This window comes from Streptococcus sp. 22.1 (assembly GCF_016648645.1).
Taxonomy (GTDB): domain Bacteria; phylum Bacillota; class Bacilli; order Lactobacillales; family Streptococcaceae; genus Streptococcus.
On the sequence record NZ_JACLQK010000030.1, the window covers coordinates 1 to 17,279 of the forward strand.

General features: G+C 34.9%; 11 protein-coding genes and 5 pseudogenes. 3 read left to right on the forward strand and 13 right to left on the reverse strand.

Going from position 1 to position 17,279, the window contains the following annotated elements; translation table 11 throughout:
* Positions 1-64 precede the first annotated feature (64 nt).
* The 7 genes and pseudogenes from H7U04_RS10765 to H7U04_RS10785 form a co-directional block, all read right to left on the reverse strand.
* A complete protein-coding gene (locus H7U04_RS10765) occupies positions 65-1,747 on the reverse strand; it encodes an AMP-binding protein (protein WP_201059759.1) in 1,683 nt (560 codons plus the stop codon).
* A gap of 65 nt (positions 1,748-1,812) precedes the next feature.
* Positions 1,813-3,627: pseudogene (locus H7U04_RS10770) on the reverse strand (GbpC/Spa domain-containing protein); the annotation flags it as partial.
* A gap of 201 nt (positions 3,628-3,828) precedes the next feature.
* Complete coding sequence (locus H7U04_RS10775) at positions 3,829-4,983, reverse strand: Abi family protein (protein WP_110981354.1); 1,155 nt, start codon at positions 4,981-4,983, stop codon at positions 3,829-3,831.
* 46 nt (positions 4,984-5,029) lie between these two features.
* Positions 5,030-5,446 (reverse strand): CHAP domain-containing protein, encoded by a 417-nt coding sequence (locus tag H7U04_RS11550; protein ID WP_311633657.1) that lies wholly within the window; start codon positions 5,444-5,446, stop codon positions 5,030-5,032.
* A gap of 148 nt (positions 5,447-5,594) precedes the next feature.
* Positions 5,595-6,143: pseudogene (locus tag H7U04_RS11555) on the reverse strand (phage tail tip lysozyme); the annotation flags it as partial.
* A 16-nt stretch (positions 6,144-6,159) separates the two neighbouring features.
* A complete protein-coding gene (locus H7U04_RS11490; RefSeq protein WP_306765934.1) occupies positions 6,160-7,293 on the reverse strand; it encodes a DNA cytosine methyltransferase in 1,134 nt (377 codons plus the stop codon).
* 97 nt (positions 7,294-7,390) lie between these two features.
* Positions 7,391-7,675, reverse strand: a pseudogene (locus tag H7U04_RS10785) (replication initiator protein); the annotation flags it as partial.
* Between the two features lie 770 nt (positions 7,676-8,445).
* Between H7U04_RS10785 and H7U04_RS10790 the strand changes: the two are divergent.
* Positions 8,446-9,348: pseudogene (locus tag H7U04_RS10790) on the forward strand (transposase).
* Positions 9,349-9,515: 167 nt separating this feature from the next.
* Here H7U04_RS10790 and H7U04_RS10795 read toward each other — a convergent pair.
* Both H7U04_RS10795 and H7U04_RS10800 read right to left on the reverse strand, forming a co-directional pair.
* Positions 9,516-10,220, reverse strand: a complete 705-nt coding sequence (locus tag H7U04_RS10795) for a hypothetical protein (RefSeq protein ID WP_110981355.1) — start codon at positions 10,218-10,220, stop codon at positions 9,516-9,518.
* A 67-nt stretch (positions 10,221-10,287) separates the two neighbouring features.
* Entirely contained in the window at positions 10,288-10,476 is a 189-nt protein-coding gene (locus H7U04_RS10800; RefSeq protein WP_050989614.1) for a helix-turn-helix domain-containing protein, read from the reverse strand.
* Between the two features lie 380 nt (positions 10,477-10,856).
* Between H7U04_RS10800 and H7U04_RS10805 the strand changes: the two genes are divergently transcribed.
* Positions 10,857-11,621, forward strand: a complete 765-nt coding sequence (locus H7U04_RS10805; protein ID WP_230309973.1) for a helix-turn-helix domain-containing protein — start codon at positions 10,857-10,859, stop codon at positions 11,619-11,621.
* A gap of 304 nt (positions 11,622-11,925) precedes the next feature.
* Here the strand turns inward: H7U04_RS10805 and H7U04_RS11590 are convergent, their stop codons facing one another.
* Complete coding sequence (locus tag H7U04_RS11590; protein WP_371515008.1) at positions 11,926-12,045, reverse strand: hypothetical protein; 120 nt, start codon at positions 12,043-12,045, stop codon at positions 11,926-11,928.
* A gap of 1,284 nt (positions 12,046-13,329) precedes the next feature.
* On the opposite strand from H7U04_RS11590, the pseudogene H7U04_RS11495 reads away from it, so the two are divergent.
* A pseudogene (locus H7U04_RS11495) lies at positions 13,330-14,315 on the forward strand (IS3 family transposase); the annotation flags it as partial.
* Between the two features lie 507 nt (positions 14,316-14,822).
* Here the strand turns inward: H7U04_RS11495 and H7U04_RS10820 are convergent.
* Genes H7U04_RS10820 through H7U04_RS10830 form a run of 3 tightly spaced genes read right to left on the reverse strand, consistent with a single transcriptional unit; the run spans position 14,823 to position 17,219 of the window.
* Positions 14,823-15,557 (reverse strand): ABC transporter permease, encoded by a 735-nt coding sequence (locus tag H7U04_RS10820; RefSeq protein WP_110981357.1) that lies wholly within the window; start codon positions 15,555-15,557, stop codon positions 14,823-14,825.
* Entirely contained in the window at positions 15,554-16,309 is a 756-nt protein-coding gene (locus H7U04_RS10825; protein ID WP_110981358.1) for an ABC transporter permease, read from the reverse strand. The genes H7U04_RS10820 and H7U04_RS10825 overlap by 4 nt, the downstream gene beginning before the upstream one ends.
* A gap of 1 nt (position 16,310) precedes the next feature.
* Positions 16,311-17,219, reverse strand: coding sequence for an ABC transporter ATP-binding protein (locus H7U04_RS10830; protein ID WP_110981380.1), 909 nt, complete (start codon positions 17,217-17,219; stop codon positions 16,311-16,313).
* Positions 17,220-17,279: the final 60 nt, after the last annotated feature.

Sequence of the window (17,279 nt, forward strand, 5' to 3'; positions counted from 1 at the left end):
AGTTGTGTATAAGAGACATTATTATTTATTGTGGGATTTTCTTTCACTTATCTGGTCGAATCGACTATTTTACTCCAATATTTTTAGATTGCAAAAGTTTTTGATTATGGTCTATAATTTCACTTGAAAAATCAGTACCCACATATTTTTTTACATAATTAATTAGTTCAAATGCGAATAATCCAAAACCGCAGCCAATTTCTAAGATCGAATCAACGTTTTTATTGTTTAAAACTTTTTGAATTATTGCATTACGCCAATTTAGCATTTGTTGCTTAGGTAGAACCTCATGTGTATAACTACTCTTCCAACCACTTATATTAAAAAGTGAAGCTTCTTTATTATTTTTATAACTATAATCGTAAACTTTGTTCCACTCGTTTACATAACTATCCAAATCCGAAATTTGTTTAGCTATCTTTATAAAAGAATAAAAATTATTTTGGTATAAGATTGTTTTACAATCAATCACTTCATCTTCATGCTCAATAACTTTATTGATTTCCTCCAACTCAACCCTATAACCTCTTATTTTGGTCTGATTGTCATTCCTACCATAGAATATAAACTCACCGTTATCATTTTGCCTAACTAAATCTCCAGTGTTATATATAGTAATTATCTTATCATCTCCTAAATCCTTTTGATAAAACGATTCTGAATGACTCGTATATTTCCCAACTTGAGGCCCAAAGATATGTAAGTACCCCAAAGCCCCTGGCGGAACAGAATAACCATACTGATTTAGTAATAGTGTACCAACACCATTCAATGGTATACCAATAGGCACTTTGTTGTTTTTTGAAAAATCAGATATTTCTCCAGCAATAACCCCAATTGTAGTTTCAGTAGGACCATAATGGTTAAATATGCAAAAACCTCTATTTTCAATAGAATTTAAATAAGATAATATTTTGGATGATAGTTCCTCGCCTCCAAACATTAAAACAACTCTCGGTAGGTAACTACACTCTGTAACTTGATTCCCCATATAAAGCGCTTGAAAATAGCTAGGAGTTATTTTCAAAAAATCAATTTGTTCAGTTTTTATTAAATTTAAAAATTTAGATGAATTTAAGAGATCATATTTCTCATCAGGTAAAATTAAGCACCCTCCTGTACTTAAACTTAACAATAAAGTTGTATAGCCAAAATCAGTCACCAATGTTGAATGCCATAAGAATTTTAAATTTTTTTCAAGTACTACTCTCGACATTATTCCATAAAGGTAGGAATTCAAATTTTGTAGATTAATCTCTACTGCTTTTGGAATCCCAGAAGTGCCGGAGGTGAAAATAGTATATACTTTAGAGTCAGTAGTTCTAAAATACTTATAATGATCGACCAGTTCTAAGTTGTTATCAGTTATTTTACTTCCTACTGTCTCAAACAAGGCGTCTAAAACGAGTATAGTCACATTAAAATCCTCAAATTTTTGAATAACATCCGCAAAACTATTATCACAAATTATTGTTGAAGAGCCCGTAATTTGAAGCATCTCCGTAATCCTATTATTTGGAGTTTTATTGTCAATTACTGTGTATGGGATTTCCGAGTACCATAAACATATAATCAAGCACAACAACTCATAAGAATTGTCCATTGCAACCAATATTTCATTTTTAAAGTCAATTTGTTTTTGTTTTAAATTTTTAAAAATATTATTGGCACCATGGAATATATCACTAATAGTATAATTATTTTGGCCATGCTTTAAAAGTATGGGATTAGAATCTAAGTTACTCATACTCATCTATTGTTGTATTCATCTGCTCTTGATTTTCTTTGATTTCTTTCTCAATAGGTGAAATTTCCAGCATTTATCGGCATATCTCCTTGCCCAAAGGTAACTGTGTAGCTATTTCCAGAAGTCACGGATGATACGATAGCCCCCTTGTAAGCATAGCGGCTAGAAGTCGTGTCCCACTCTTCAGGCAAATGAAGGTCACTGGCACGATTGGCACTGAGCGAACGTGCCAACCCCTCATTGGTGACTTGGATAGAAGAGCCATGAATCGGCACAAAACGACCTGAAGAATCTTTAACATACTCTAAGCCTATGTCATTGTGGTTAAGAGAGGAATGGGTGAAAACACCAGGATTTGTCCGTGAAAAGGTCACCTGCGAGCCATCTTCTAGGAAATACTTGGCGACCAAGCGAAACTCCATCTTGTCCTCCCGCCAGTTGCCAGTGCCATCTTCTCGATAAGCAATAAAGCCCTCTGTCGGATCATTGGGAACAACCAGCTTGACCGCATTCTTTCCAAGAGGAGAGTGGATGTTGGTCAAAGCATACTGTATATGTGTGATTTTCTTGCCTGCAAAATTAGCGTGTAGAAGATTTTGGTAATCAAACTGCAAGGTTTCTCCCGTAGCAAAGTGGTCATAAACAAAGAAACCTGTCGAGTCCAAAATCCGACTGTAACCGCCTAATAAGGCATCACCACGACTGATAATGGAATCAGGATTGCGGGTACTAGCCCCATGCCGTGCCTGCGGTTCACCGTCGTTGAGGTTGAGGCCTTGGGCTAAGGCTTCTGAGATATAGCCGTCCTCACCACGAGTGATTTCAGCCAATTCCCGATTGTAGCGTGCGAGGTCGGCTTGGTTTTCCGCATCAATGGATTGATTTTGTCGAGCAACTTCTTCTTGTTTCTTGCGGTTACGTTCTTTAACTGTCGCAATTTCTGCGTCTCGATTTGTGACCAGTTTTTGTTTTTCCGCATTTCGTTTATCAACAGCCGCTTGTCCTTGGCGATTCGCTTCATCCACTTTAGATTGTCCTGCTTGATTGCGACGCTTGATGGCTTCATTCTCTTCTTTCATGCGAGCCAAACCAGCCTCGTTTTCTCGCTGTAAGGCTTGATTTTGTGTTTTGATAACCTCGGCCCTTGACTTCTTATCCAGATAAGTCGCTAAAGACTTTTGATTCTCAATACCAATCATCTGAACCTGCTTGGTATAGTTTTCAAAATCCGTTTTTGAACGACCGTCACCAGAAGAGACTTCTCTCGTGCTTTCTTCAATCCGAGCATCCGAATACTGATGTTTGACTCTTGTCTTGACTTGTTCGACCTCTTGATTCACTTGACTCGCAGTCTCAGCTGCCTTTACTTGAGCAGCTTTTAGTTCTTGATTAGCAGTCTCTATTTCTTTTACTACACGAGCATGAGTTGCCTTTTCCTTAACATAGTCAGCTGTCACTTTCTTAACTTCCGCAACCTGTTTGTCAGAATCAGCTTGTGCTTTTGAGAGAGCAGTAGCTGTTTCTTCAGCTGTTTTTGTCTTGCCTAGATTTGCATCCTTGTCTGTGACAACTTGAACGCCTTCACCCTTTGCGACTTGAACTGCCTTATCCAATTCTTCGTGTGGTACAGTAACGGGCAAATCACCACTTGCTTGATCACTTTGATTGGCTTGGTTGACATGTTCCGCAATGTCATCTGGCTTCGCTTGGATTAGATTGGTGGCAGGATTTCCAGTTCCAACCACTTCTTCCGCATAAACAGGTTGACCACCCAGACCAACAACTGCGGTCATCAGAGTTCCAATCGCAACCGAACACAGGGTACGGTATTTCCTACTTTTCCGAAAAACATGTTTCTCGCCTTTTTCTTGGACTAACATGTGACTACCTCCTGGTATTTAGATTTCTCTCAAATCCTACCAAAGACGGCTTGAAATGATTATCACATGAAAAAGGGGCAGCAAAAAAGCCACCTGAACTCAATCAAGTGGCTTAGAAATAAAAAACGGGAGGACTGACGCATCAGACCCTCCCAGACATAAACAAGTATGCCCCATTTCGATATAACTATGTTACTACAATTATTCAGATAAGTCAAGAAAATTTCTTAATTTTTGAATCGTATCCTTCCTATTTGTACTAATAATTTTAAATAGAATATCTCTGTTATTCAAGTCAGTATCAAATTTAGTAACAATATCCTCAAAGGAATCAATGTAATTATTAAGTAATTCAACTGAAAAATTCAATTTGAACGCTGCCCAAATCAACAAAACAAAATAATCTTCAATGAACAAGCAAGTAAAACTATTTAGATGCAACTCTAACTTAATATGATTTTTTATAATTTTCGAAACACCACTTGAAAAATTAGCATCAAAAATTACACTGTTATGCATTGTTGCATTCCGTAAATCTAGTAATCCATTTACTAATAGTTCTACTGAATTTATTTTATCAGGCACGAATTGAAAATCATTTGTTAACTTATTTCTCCCCTCTTTATTTAATGCTCCAAGAATCTTACTAAATTGTCCCATCGTTATTACTTCAAAATATGCCCATAATGGAATTTGATATTCGGAAGATTTGAAATGCTTAATGGATACATTTTTGTCAGAATAATAAGAAATAGTTCCTAAAATATTAACTCTGAGTGCTTCAAAATGTTCGTACGCCTCATTATATTTTTTAGAATTAACTGGATAATCTGCATACCTATTTAATTTATTGTGTAAAACATCATAAATTCCACTACTATCATTAGATACAAGGGATGATAGGACTCGATTCTTAAGACCTGTTTCAATCAACATCAATAACGGATAAAACAACCCTTTTAAATTCATGTCGAACTGATAAATGGCACGAATTTCCTCGAAATGTTTGATATTTAAACGTCCGTCTGAATTATATTTTTTTACAAATCGATACCTCTTGTAACCATGGTAGTACCCCATATTTAAAAGTTCAGATTCATCTGACTTTTTAATTGAAACTAAATGATGTTTATTTATATGCTTAATTAAGCTCGAATTATCATCTCCTATTTTACTAGAAATATCTGTATCATCCGGGATACCCACTAATTTATGAATCAGATACGAACTTCCAAAAAGAAGTTGGCTCTCTTGAATCAATTGATTATAGGCTACAGCATCCTTATGATTTGAATCTCTCAGAAAATCTTCAAGTAAGTTGGCAAAATTTTTAATCTCCTCTATTTCCTTAATCATACGTAAACCTCAGAAGTTTTGATATAAGGATTATACCATATTTTCCTCATTTCGTCGTATAGGCAAAACTCATGACACTATCCGCTTGCGAGAACCGTCTAAAGGTATAATAGTTCTGATTCCCATTGACATTGGTTTCTGATACCAGAAATGAGCCATCTGGATAGACCTTCTCGACAAAAGAGACATGCCCGTATGGGGCAAGGGTTCCATGACTTCCTCCTACAAAGGAGATAATCGCCCCTGCTCTTGGAGTAGAGCCTGTTCCACCACCCAGACTTGCAGCCGTTGCCACCCAATCTTGACCATTGCCCATAGTGTTGATAACGGGAATCTTCTCTCCATTTCTGCCCTTGAGTTTGAGTCCCAACTGGTTGATACGAGCCGCCACTCCCCAGGTACATTGACCATAGGCATAGGCATAGCCTATACCGTCCTCCACCACCTGGTATAGAGTTGTCATAAAGCTCTCCTCTCACGCTTTCCAAGGCCTTAGAATCACTTTGTGCAGTCCCACCATTTGGCTGACTAAAGCCCTTTTCAATCTGGTAATACCACTCCGTCGCTCTGGTCTGGCGTTCCAGTAACTTGTCTCCAGAATTGCCCTCCCAGTAGGTCAAAAAGAGTTGGGCAAAACTAGCTGGACTCCCTGTATTCCCAAAGAAGTCCTTAAGCCAATTAGTGTAGTAAGGATTGTCTCCATGAAGCATGAAATTTAGCTGTAAATCAAGTTCATACCACTTCTTGTTGTGGCTGTGGGCATAGTTGACGAGGGCAGTGTGGCGAACCGAACCGTCTGCTGTGTCCGTCCATTGCCCCAAACCAAGCCCACGGTGGAGAATATTGGGATAGCCTCCTCCGTATATAGCTGGACCACCCATCGCCAGCCAGTTTTCATCATCCCAAGAGCCATCACTTGCCCCAACTGGTGGGGAGAGATAATCTCCTTCTGCCCGTTTGGGATTGATGGAAGATTCCACCGACCAGTTACCAAGAATAGCCGCAATAGCCTGCGGACTCGCTCCTTTGGCTTTTAGATACTCGTAGATGGCTTTGGCCTTCGCAAATTCATCACCCCCAAACTGACCAATAGTAGGAAGAATAGTCGTTTGGAGCTGAATGACCTTGGGAAAATTAAACTGGGGATTGACAAAGGTCAACTTATCCTTCTTGTCTTTATATTTTTTGATAGGTAATTTTCAGCCCCGTTTCGTCCTTGGTTTCCCCAATGGCGTCACCAGCTAACACTCGTGTTCCCTCAATCGCTCGCCCATTTGCAATATTAAACAGGGTTAGCCTACTTTCGTTCTCACCCTTTCCATTGGTTAAAATGACGTTATCTCCATCAAGAGACACCACCCCGTCCATAGGAGCGACAACGATTTGATGGGGTTTGGCTTCAAGGATAATGTAGTTCTGAAAAGTTGGTTTCCCATCCAAGGCATAGTAACCAAACCGATAAGACATGGTGAGGGTATCTTCATTAAAGCTAGTCGGTAAATCTCCAACAACGACAATGCCATGACGATCCTGAGTATTTAAAGTAAACATTGGCTCTTGGTATTCCTTAAAGCGTCTACCATTTTGTCTCTTGTCTAATCTATCTGGTGTCATACAAGGAATCGCAATCTTAAATCCTTCTCCTTTCCCACGAACTAAGGTTGGCGCAAGACCTTCTGAATAATAAACTTTACCGCTCATTCCACTTTTTGATGGATTCAAATTTCCTAATGTTTTTAAAGTATCAGAGTTAGTTGCTTGACCTTCTCGTCTGAAAGTAAATAAGAGTCTGGTACCTTTCTTTCTAGAATGTCCGATAATAAACACCCTCTCTCTGTTTTGGGGAACGCCAAAATCCTTACTGTTAAGCACCTGCCACTCAACATCAAACCCCAACTCATCAAGTGTGGTAAGGATTGTGGTGAACGTCCGTCCCTTATCGTGATTGAGTAGGCCTTTAACATTTTCAAGAAAAAGAAAACGTGGTTGGATTTGTTTGGCCGCCCGAGCAATTTCAAAGAACAAAGTTCCTCTAGTATCTTCAAATCCCAATCGTCTTCCTGCGATTGAAAATGCTTGACAAGGGAATCCCCCACAGATGACACCGACTTTCCCTCTAAATTTTTTAAATTCGTCATCTGAAACATCTCGTATGTCATGAAATTCAATTTCTCCTTCCGTTTGAAAAATGGACTTATAAGATTCTCTAGCAAATTTATCAATCTCACAAAATCCAATACACTCGTGTCCGACACTTTCCATTCCTAGTCGAAAACCACCGATACCTGAAAATAAATCAATAAATTTCATTTCTTTAGCCCCCTTCCTGATCGACTATCAATGTCCAAAGAGTCACACCACTTGAAATGAAAATGAGCATAACTAATATCCACTCGATTGGTGACATTTAACCACCTCCTTTTCTAACACGGTTATTCCAAACGGAATATAGGCCATTAAACACAAATTCAGCAAGTACTTTCGCACGTCTAACAAAGCGAACATTGTCAAGAGCATACTGATAGATTCTCTCAAAATCAGTCATTGCAATTTCACCGGCTATCTCAGAAAAACCTTCTCGTCTAAATTGATCTTGTACCAATCCCCAAATATAATCTCGATCATATTTTGTGACCTTTTCTACTTTTCTTTTCAAGATAGGTTGAGTATTCCTATCCTCCTCATCCTCAAAAAGAATTTTAGGTAATTTATAATACCGTTCTGAAGTTTGGTATTGATTTGCAGTAATTCGTTTCATAGTGCTCCTCCAAGTTCTTTGAGTATTAAATCTCCACTTGATTCCAAGCGAACCAATCCACTTTTTTCCAATTCAGCCATAAGAGATATGGCCTCAACAATATCTATTCCCATTTCACGTACTAAAAATGACAATATAGCGTGATGATTGTAATTCTTTTGTCATTTTCCCTCCTGAAAATAAAAAAAGGAGAACAATATTCAACTGTTCTCCAAAATAAATTTATTAAAAAGAAAAACCCTGCCAAATTAATTTTTGGTAGGGTTTTTGGTAGGAAACTAAATTAATTTATCAGTTTCTAAAATGTGTTCACGATTCTAAAAGGCTGATACTATAGTATTCCGAATTCTAATTGGTATATGCCTCTTATTTAAGACTAATTATATCTCCCGCATTTGCTAATAACAGTAAAGTGCTTCTTCAGAAAAACTTATATTAAATTCGTATTAAGCATATAGTAAACATACTAAGATTAGTAGTGAAGAAATCTCCGACAGGAGAGAGTACTCACTACTTTTTCTTTGTATTGAAGTAGTGGTGTCTTGTTAAGTCGTGACTTCTTTTGGCACTAGACGTTGCTTGATAAACTGGCAAGATACCTGTTTTAGATGGAATATTATCAAAGTATATTGGATGCTAGACGTCAAGTATTGAAAATGGAATCACTAAAACATGGAATTATTCAAGACAAAAGAGGTAATGTCATGCGTGCAGTATTTGGAATTGATGTAAGTAAAACAAGTTCTGAGGTAGCAATTTTAGTCAACGATGAGACTGTTCATAACCCCAAGATTATATTTGAGGCTATAGGCGTCTATTCTCGACGTCTTCAAGCCTTTCTTGAAGAATATGGTTACGCTTACACACGGCTAAATCTCAGCTTGTGTACAATCGTAAACCAACTTACGTGCAGGAAGAAGTTTATCAATACCTGCATGATTTAAGCCGTTTCTATCAAAATATGACAGAAGACCTTGTTCGAGCTAAAAAGCGTCTGCACAAGGTCCTACAAGTCACCTTTCCTCAATTGGAAATTTCTTATCCACACCAACTGGAGAGCAATATTGGAACTTACTGATGGCTTTTCCATGCAAAGAGTTTGTATTAAGCCTTTCTCAAAGTGACTTGTGTGAAATTATCCGCCAATCTACCTCCAAACGTATCTCTGAAAAGCGTATTGCTTACCTGACTGATAAACTTATAAAACTCTCTAAACTATCTTTTTGTGCAATCAAGAAAACCTCTCAAATGCTTGAAGAGGTTCGTCTTTCTGAACGCAGACAGGTTGTCTTAAACGACTTGGTAGCTCTAGCTCAGCCTTTACCAGAGTATGACATCTTACGGTCAATCCCTGGCATCGCAGAAACCACGGCAACGTCTATCATTGGCGAATTGGGAGATATTCGTCGCTTTCAGTCTACCAATTCCTGCCATAATGCTGACTTTTATGAGAAACGAAAAAGACAATACCTTCAACAAATCCTCATGCAGTTCCTTCAATACATCGTCTCATTCAGACAATGTTTTACCTCAAGTACCTAACCTTTATCATCCCTGCTAAAAAAACTGTCAAGTTTGACTATCCATTTAATTGTATCTCCTTATAAATAAGGTCTCGTTTTTTTGAGTGATTAATTTCTAAGTTACTATGAAGAATATAGCATTAGCTTTATACACCCCTTCACATAATATTTTGTGTATAAAAAGTATTGATTTGTCTTTGGCCTTAAAAGTACTTAAAATTATATCCTTTCCCCTTTATTCATTCTATATTCTACTTAAATACAACACTTTCTGAGTTGAACAATAGTTTACCGCTAGAGAAACGAAGTTGAGAACTCCTTAAAAATCTTTTTTCAATCACTTCATCTACTGCAGCATCGTCAAAATGGATAACTTCTCCGACTTTTTTCAAACATCCAGCTTCACTTGAATCAAGCAAGCTGAAAATTTTCGCTAGATCTGGAACTACTCCGACACCGGCGTATTTAAACAATTCGGCTAGAGGAATGTAATTGGTTAGTGTCTTCAATGGTAAATTCTGAACGTATTCCCTACAACCTTTCATGAAGGCTAATTTTTTTACCTCATTTTGTTGACGACTATTTGTCAAACTAGAAACCCTTACTTGGACTTCTTTTAAAGCTAGGTTATTTTGTCCCGCAAGCAACATATCAAATAACATATATTGATAGTACGTTGATATTACATCTTTAGCTATGGATTTAGCTTCAGTCTCTGGTTTTCCCTCTTCGATTAGCTTTCTCCAGAGTTTATCAGAAATATCTCTAGTTGCCTGATAAAACCATGGTGATCCAAACTTCTTATATCGAGTAATTGCAAATGGTCCTTCTGAGTCAATCATATACTCAATAATGGTTTGGCATAGGTCATCATTAAATTCATAAATAAATGATTCTAACTTTTCTTCTAGGTCTTCTAAAGTAATTATCTTTGGATTATTGGCTGCTGTTGTCATTGTCCTACTCTTATTTTCAATCAAAAAAATTGGTATTTACTTCGTTACACTTGATTCGTAATTAATATTATCTTGTTCCTAAAATATCGTCAGTAGATACACCAAAATACTCGGCTATAGCTATAACGTTTTCCATACGTATATTAGCTCCATTCTCCCACTTGTCAATAGTCCCTGCATCGACATTTAGGTCATGAGCTAATGTTTTCTTTGACAATTTCCGTCGTTGTCTCAAGTCCGAAATAATATTTCCCATGTATATATATAACCTGCCTAATCAATATAGTCCTGAAATGATTTTACTATTTTTATGGCAAACAATCAAGAAAATTTCATAATAAAATTACATCTAACTCATATTTCTTTAACTAAAAAGCTACGATTTTCTACTAAAACATGGATTTGGTTTAATTATAACTTAGTGTTAAATTAGTAATTATTTCATTTTCATTCAGTATGACACAGTCTTATATAGCTAGTTTATACAGTCTATTAAGTCTTTTGAATACTGTTATTTCTACATTTGGTTATTGTTTCTAAAACTGCTATAATAATTTTGATTATAAAAAATTATAATTTTTTAGGAAGATGTTATAGGGATAATACATGAAAGAGTGTAAGGATAGTAATAATTTAATGGGGGAAATGTTTACTGACCGATTAATTAAACTCCGACAAGCTAGAGGTTGGACTAAAAAGGAATTTAGTGCCAAAATAGGGAAAACACAACAAACAGTTGGAAAGTGGGAAAACGGAAGTAATGCCCCTACATTTAAAGATCTTGTGAAATTGGTTGGGTTATTTGGGGTGACGTCAGACTACTTACTAGGATTATCGGACTCACCAAGCAAGTATGCTTACCCACCAATTAACGACAATAAGCAAGAGCAAGTAGAGGAAATGTTTAAGGAACTTGATGAAGGAAACCAAGACGCGACTGTTGATTTCATAGAAAATCGATTAGATAATCAGCACATCTCTAAAGAAATCAAAGAAAACGACCTTAAAAAACAAATAGGCATTAACGAGGAACGACCAACAAAAAGGGTCAGTATTTATGCTAGAGTCGATGCACAAGGCTTTGAATTATCAGAAGTCCCAGTTGACTGTCTTGACTACCCTGTGCCTATTCCAGTACATGATATAGCACTTAAGATTGTCGGTAATTCCATGGAACCTATTTTTTTCGATGATGAAGTGATATTTGTTATGAAGAACTCTGTCCTCCGAACAGGTGATATCGCTATTGTACGGTTAGATAGGCGGTACTGCGTAATGAAGGTATGTAAAAATAGTGAAAATGGTGACATTATTCTTAACTCGCTAAATACTGATGAGACAGCTATCACTCTTACCAAGAAGAATAGCTGCACTATCTTTGGTAAAGTTGTACTTATGTAAGGTCAGTCTTAATGGTTCATGTTGATTACATAATTAATAAATAAAAAGGCAACCCCAATGGAGTTGCCATATACTGCAAGTATATAACTTACAGGAATAAAAGAAAGTACCTTCATTTTACTTCCTTTCTACCAAAATCTCAAGCATTTATATGACTTAACCTTAGTTTTCTACTATTATATATTTAGAATAGATAGAACTCAATATAAAAAAGTATACATAAATTGACTTAAATTGTTTATTCTGATAAAATTGTGGTAGAAAAAAGAAGTTGAGCAGTCACTCAACTTCCATGTAGAGCCGTTTAAAAGACGGTGGCTAGTTTTAAACGAAAATAATCCGTCTTACTTCGCCAAAAGTGGGGACGGATTATTTTTTTGTCATCGTCTTTAAAGAGTTTGTAGCATAAACCAATAAGAGCAATAGTAAAACTACCAAAGCCTGAATGGTTTGCACAACCTCAAACGCTGTCAAAACGGCTCTCCTTTCTACTAGATTTTGAATGCTTGCCCATAGGCATCACTCCTCTCTAATGAATGAAAGCCACCGTCTATCACTTTTCTACATAAAAGAGTATATCAAATCCATATGATAAAATCTATCTATAAAAGTCTGGCTCCTTCCATTGCGAAAAAGTTACTTTTCATCTTTTAAGAATTTATTCTAAAAATATCAGTATCACGCTAGCCACAACCTTCTCACTAAAATTGTTCACCAAATAACAATTGTCATTACCCCTAAACTCCCTCAACTCAAGCAAAAACGCAAGAGTAGCCCCTGCGTTTTTCTGCATTAATATTCCACAGTTTACCCAGCTACCTTGGGAGATGATGATACATAGATAAACTATCTAAGAAGTAATATAGCACAATATAATCTAAATCGCAATCGTCATACAATCTAATTCTATTATTTTCTAGTTTACAAAGTAATTATTTAGCCATATAAATGTAATTATCAATTCGTTATCAAACTCTAAAATGTTATTAGATTATTAACTATGGACATCTTTGAGGTACCCTTAATTACAATTTAACTAGTCTCAGAAAAAATTTTTTAGCTTAATCTGAAATGTTATCTTACCTTAATTGAGAATTTGACTTTCAATAAAATTTGTTGCAAAATTCTAATCGCACTGTTATAATCTCATTAGTAGGCACATACCCCAAACAATGAATAAATCTTTCCCCTCGTCTTTAATTAACTTCTATTATAGAGACTTCACACTAACATTCTTATTTTCATAATACTCCTGTATGAACGTCTACTACTAACTAGGGTCCCCCCTAGTTTTTATTTTGCCCTAAATAACTTTCTTGTCTATAAGATGTGTTACTAGCCTTAAAACATCTCACTTGAAATATGGGGAGACAGTTTCAATTTTCGGTTAAGACGAAAATACCCCAAATATATAAGTAATTCCATTATTTGTTTTTAAGTGAAATAAACTTACAGAAATACCTTCCTCTTCAATGGAAGAAAGAATATCTAGTCTAAGAGATTATATAATCTTGAACTCATAATTGATGGAAATTCTTTGCATAGATTTACTATTTTTAATACTTTAAAGATAAGGATTTTAAAAAGGAGAAAGATGATTATATTAATAGATGAAATCTCCAAGACTATCTCTTAGTACTAAGGTAAAGGGGCTATATATAAGTAAAATCAAGTATTTATTTTCATCGTAGATTGAAGCAAAATAAATGATAAAGTTCTGCTTGAAGGTCGTTCACAAAGAACTGTATCTTTGGATTATGCTTTACCCGATCCTTCGCTGTTGAAAAAATAGATATCTCAATACAAGTAGATTGAGTATACTACTGTTGAGAAAATAAGAGGGAGACTAATTAAGAAGGGATGTAAACATAAGAAGACTTGGAAAGGAAAGACAGAACCATATCGGATTCAAGAGAAGAATGAAAGATTACGTTCCTGGGTAGACTATCTAAAAGAGCTATAAGACAGTGACGAAACCTTAAAGCGAGAAAGACAGAGACAATTAGAGAAATATCTTCAGCAGGATTTCGAGTAGATTTACTTCTTGAAACAGCTCGTTTACCGCTATCAACTTACTATTATCATTTTAAGCAACTATGAGGGCTAGACAAAGATAAAAAGTTTAAAGCTGAAATTCAAGCTATTTTTACTGAGCAAAAAAGAAATTACGGCTATCATCGAATGAGTCTTGAATGGCGAAATCGTGGTTTTGTAGTGAACCATAAAAAGGTGCAACATCTTATGAAAGCACTTAGTTTAACCACCAGGATTATTCGTAAACGTAAGTAATCTTCATATCAAGGAGTGGTTGGCAAGAAAGCAGATAACATTATTCAACACCAGTATTATCGTCAGTTTTTAGAGGCTAAAAGGATCCAACCATCTATGTCACGTATAGGGAGTAGTCCAGATAACGCCATGATGGAATTCTTCTTTGACATCCTTAAGTCTGAGATGTTTTATGGTTATGATAAGACGTCTAAGTCGCTTAACCAATTGGAACAAGCTATTGTAGACTACATTGATTATTACAACAACAAACGTATTAAGGTAAAACTAAAACAAAAAAGACAATCGCAAGAGACTTCAACCAAACCACACACAATTGCCTCTATACATCGTCTCATTAGAACAATGTATTACCTCATAACCCATAACAAACTTTACGATTATACTTCTACCCAAAATCAGTAAAATTGTTTATGCCATATGATTGTAACGCCTTATCAAAAAAATCACCAGATAAGGTGTTGGTTTAGTGTACACTTTTTACACTGAATTATCGTTAAAAAAGACAATTTCCTTAGTTTGACTATGGAACTCAAACTATTTTTCATCAGATACCTTGATATACTTGACAAAAGGTAGAAAAGGACTTAGTCCTATACAGTACAGAACTAAATCCTTTGCTTAAATAAATTGTCTAACTTTCTAGAGTCAGTAAATATCTTATCATAAATTGATACAACGTAAACAATTCTTGTTTATACTGATAGTAAGATAGAGAATTAGTAAAGCTTGTATCGTTTGGAACATTATGTCATAAAGGATGCTCTTTCAGCTAACACTAGCGACCATGATAATCATATCAATATGTATTTAGATAAACTAGCAACACAAATCTAACTATAGTAGCAGATCAGTTCAGTTGTTAGATAACGACAATTAACCAAATCAATTAAGGCAGTTAAATAAATTATATTATCCTCTTTTTTCTAGTTCATAACATGTTAATCTGTAAAAAATCACACTAAACAGAAGATTAACAAAGACAAAAATAGTAAGTTCTAATAATGAAAAATCATCTAAAGCCCTACTTCTCAATGCTACCATAGGTTGAGAATACGGATAAAATTTATTCAAGTTTTCATTCAAAAACAATAGAACGAACCCGCCCATAGCACCGATAGCTGAAATACCAATTGATTGACCAAAGCTTCTAGTTTTAGCATAGACAAATGCTTGTATGCATAAAATAGATAAAGAGCTCAAAATAGATAAAAGTGTCCATTTTAAAGTTAATAGGACAAACAAAGAGAGTTCGACATCAGCTACTTCTAAAGCTATAATATAAACAATTAGTATGAGAAGTTGAATTGGAATAACTAATACAGTAACTGTTAAAAGCTTGCTTATCAGTAACTTTTTGATAGATATTGCATTTGAACATAACATTTCCAAGTTTTTTCTTTCAAACTCTTGAGTTAAAGATATTGCTATAAAAATTGCGAGCATTGGAGAATAGAGAATCTGAGTATAATAGAAAGTTAATTGTCCCCACATAACTTTATCCTGTGTACCATCAATTAAAACTGATTGATTAGCAAAATAGGTACCTAAACCGATAAAACATGATAATGCTACAAAAACAACACCGACTATTAAAATCTGAATTTTATTCAGTTTTTTCCATTCCGCTGAAGTATAATGTCTCATTTTCTTTGTCTCTCTTTCTTCAAAAATATGCTTCTTACAAGAAGATATAAAAGTAAACAATAAATTAGATATATTAAAAACCTAAAATATATTGATTGGTCAAATTTATAGAGATAGTTTGAATTATTTATTAGGGTAAATTTGTAAGGAGATAAATAAGCACAGCCAACCCACGGTATAGCAAACGTCCAGAATATTGTAGATTTGGATGCTAATATTAAACCTATAAATCCACCCATAAAGCCTGATGATAACAATAAGCCTTGTTTATCAGTAAACATTGCAAAAGTTAAATAAAGACAAATGAGACTGAAACTTGACAATAGTTGTCCTAAAATTTGAATAATAGTAATTGTTAAAGGAACACTTACTCCGTTAACCATTGCAAATACATTCGTTGCAACTGTTCCTAAAATAGCCAATATCAAAAAGAAAACAGTCGATAAAATTAATTTACTGTAAAAAATTTGAGTTAATGTTCTTCCGTTTGATTCCTGTAGCTTAAATGTCTGCCCTTCAAGTTCATTAGAAACTATACGGCTGGAAAAAATACTAATAGCTATAGGAAGAAAAAGGCTATTCATTGTTTGATTATTAAATAGCACACTAGCCCCATCATAATTTACTGAATTGATTTCACTACCGGTACTAACTGTATTCCACAAGAATCCAATGAACATGAGGAATATTGTAATAATAAACGATTTTGTCCTACGACTTTTTAACAATTCTATTTGTAAAGCATTAACCATTTTATAACTCCTTAGTTAATTCTAAAAATATATCTTCGAGATTTTCTTTTTTATGTTCTACACGAAAAATCGGATAGTCTAATTCAACCAAGGAACGGACTATATTAGCGATCTGCTCATTATTAGTATTCCAGATTTTAATAAGTTTTGCATCATATTTCACTTTTCTATTACTAAAATGATTACCAAAAAGATTGTTTATTCTTTCAATGTCAAATTTTCCTTCAATTTCTACCCAATTATTAGTATTTATTTTTTCAATTTCTCCCTCGTATACTAATCTCCCATGATTTATAATTCCAACCCTGTCAGCAATCTGCTCTATTTCAGATAAAATATGACTAGAAATGAAAACTGTTAATCCCTTATCTTTAGCCAAACGAATAATCAATTCACGTATCTCATGAATACCAGAGGGATCTAATCCATTTGTAGGTTCATCTAATAATAATATCTGAGGTTCTTTTACTAAGGCAAATGCTAGAGCTAACCGCTGTTTCATACCTAAAGAATACGCTTTTACTAATTTTTTTCTATTTTTTTCTTCTGATAGCCCCACAAGTTCAAGTGTTTTTAAAATATTCTCTTCTTTAAAACCTAACATTTTTTGAAAAACTAATAGATTTTCGTAACCTGTTAAATTCGGATAGTAAGAAGGTTCTTCAATCATTGAACCTATATATTTTAAATAATCATTTGATCTTTTAATTGGAGTATTCATTATTTCAATTGAACCAGAAGTAGGTTCAATTAATGATAGAATCATCTTCATTGTCGTGGTTTTACCTGCACCATTAGGACCAAGGAAACCATAAATTTCCCCTTTTCTAACTGTAAGTCCTTCTATATCAACTGACGATACTCCTTTAAAATTTTTCTTCAATTTTTTTAGTTTTATTACTTCTGTCATTGTATAATCTATACCTTTCATTTTAAAATTTTTGTTAATACCAATAATAAAGTATTAGAC

Excerpts from the sequence above, each read along its gene's own strand:
- H7U04_RS11550 (WP_311633657.1), bottom strand. The coding sequence starts at position 5,446 with ATGACAACTCTATACCAGGTGGTGGAGGACGGTATAGGCTATGCCTAT.
- H7U04_RS10800 (WP_050989614.1), bottom strand. The coding sequence starts at position 10,476 with ATGGGAAATATTATTTCGGACTTGAGACAACGACGGAAATTGTCAAAG.
- H7U04_RS11490 (WP_306765934.1), bottom strand. The coding sequence starts at position 7,293 with ATGAAATTTATTGATTTATTTTCAGGTATCGGTGGTTTTCGACTAGGA.
- H7U04_RS10830 (WP_110981380.1), bottom strand. The coding sequence starts at position 17,219 with ATGACAGAAGTAATAAAACTAAAAAAATTGAAGAAAAATTTTAAAGGA.
- H7U04_RS10825 (WP_110981358.1), bottom strand. The coding sequence starts at position 16,309 with ATGGTTAATGCTTTACAAATAGAATTGTTAAAAAGTCGTAGGACAAAA.
- H7U04_RS10820 (WP_110981357.1), bottom strand. The coding sequence starts at position 15,557 with ATGAGACATTATACTTCAGCGGAATGGAAAAAACTGAATAAAATTCAG.
- H7U04_RS10805 (WP_230309973.1), top strand. The coding sequence starts at position 10,857 with ATGGGGGAAATGTTTACTGACCGATTAATTAAACTCCGACAAGCTAGA.
- H7U04_RS10775 (WP_110981354.1), bottom strand. The coding sequence starts at position 4,983 with ATGATTAAGGAAATAGAGGAGATTAAAAATTTTGCCAACTTACTTGAA.
- H7U04_RS10765 (WP_201059759.1), bottom strand. The coding sequence starts at position 1,747 with ATGAGTAACTTAGATTCTAATCCCATACTTTTAAAGCATGGCCAAAAT.
- H7U04_RS10795 (WP_110981355.1), bottom strand. The coding sequence starts at position 10,220 with ATGACAACAGCAGCCAATAATCCAAAGATAATTACTTTAGAAGACCTA.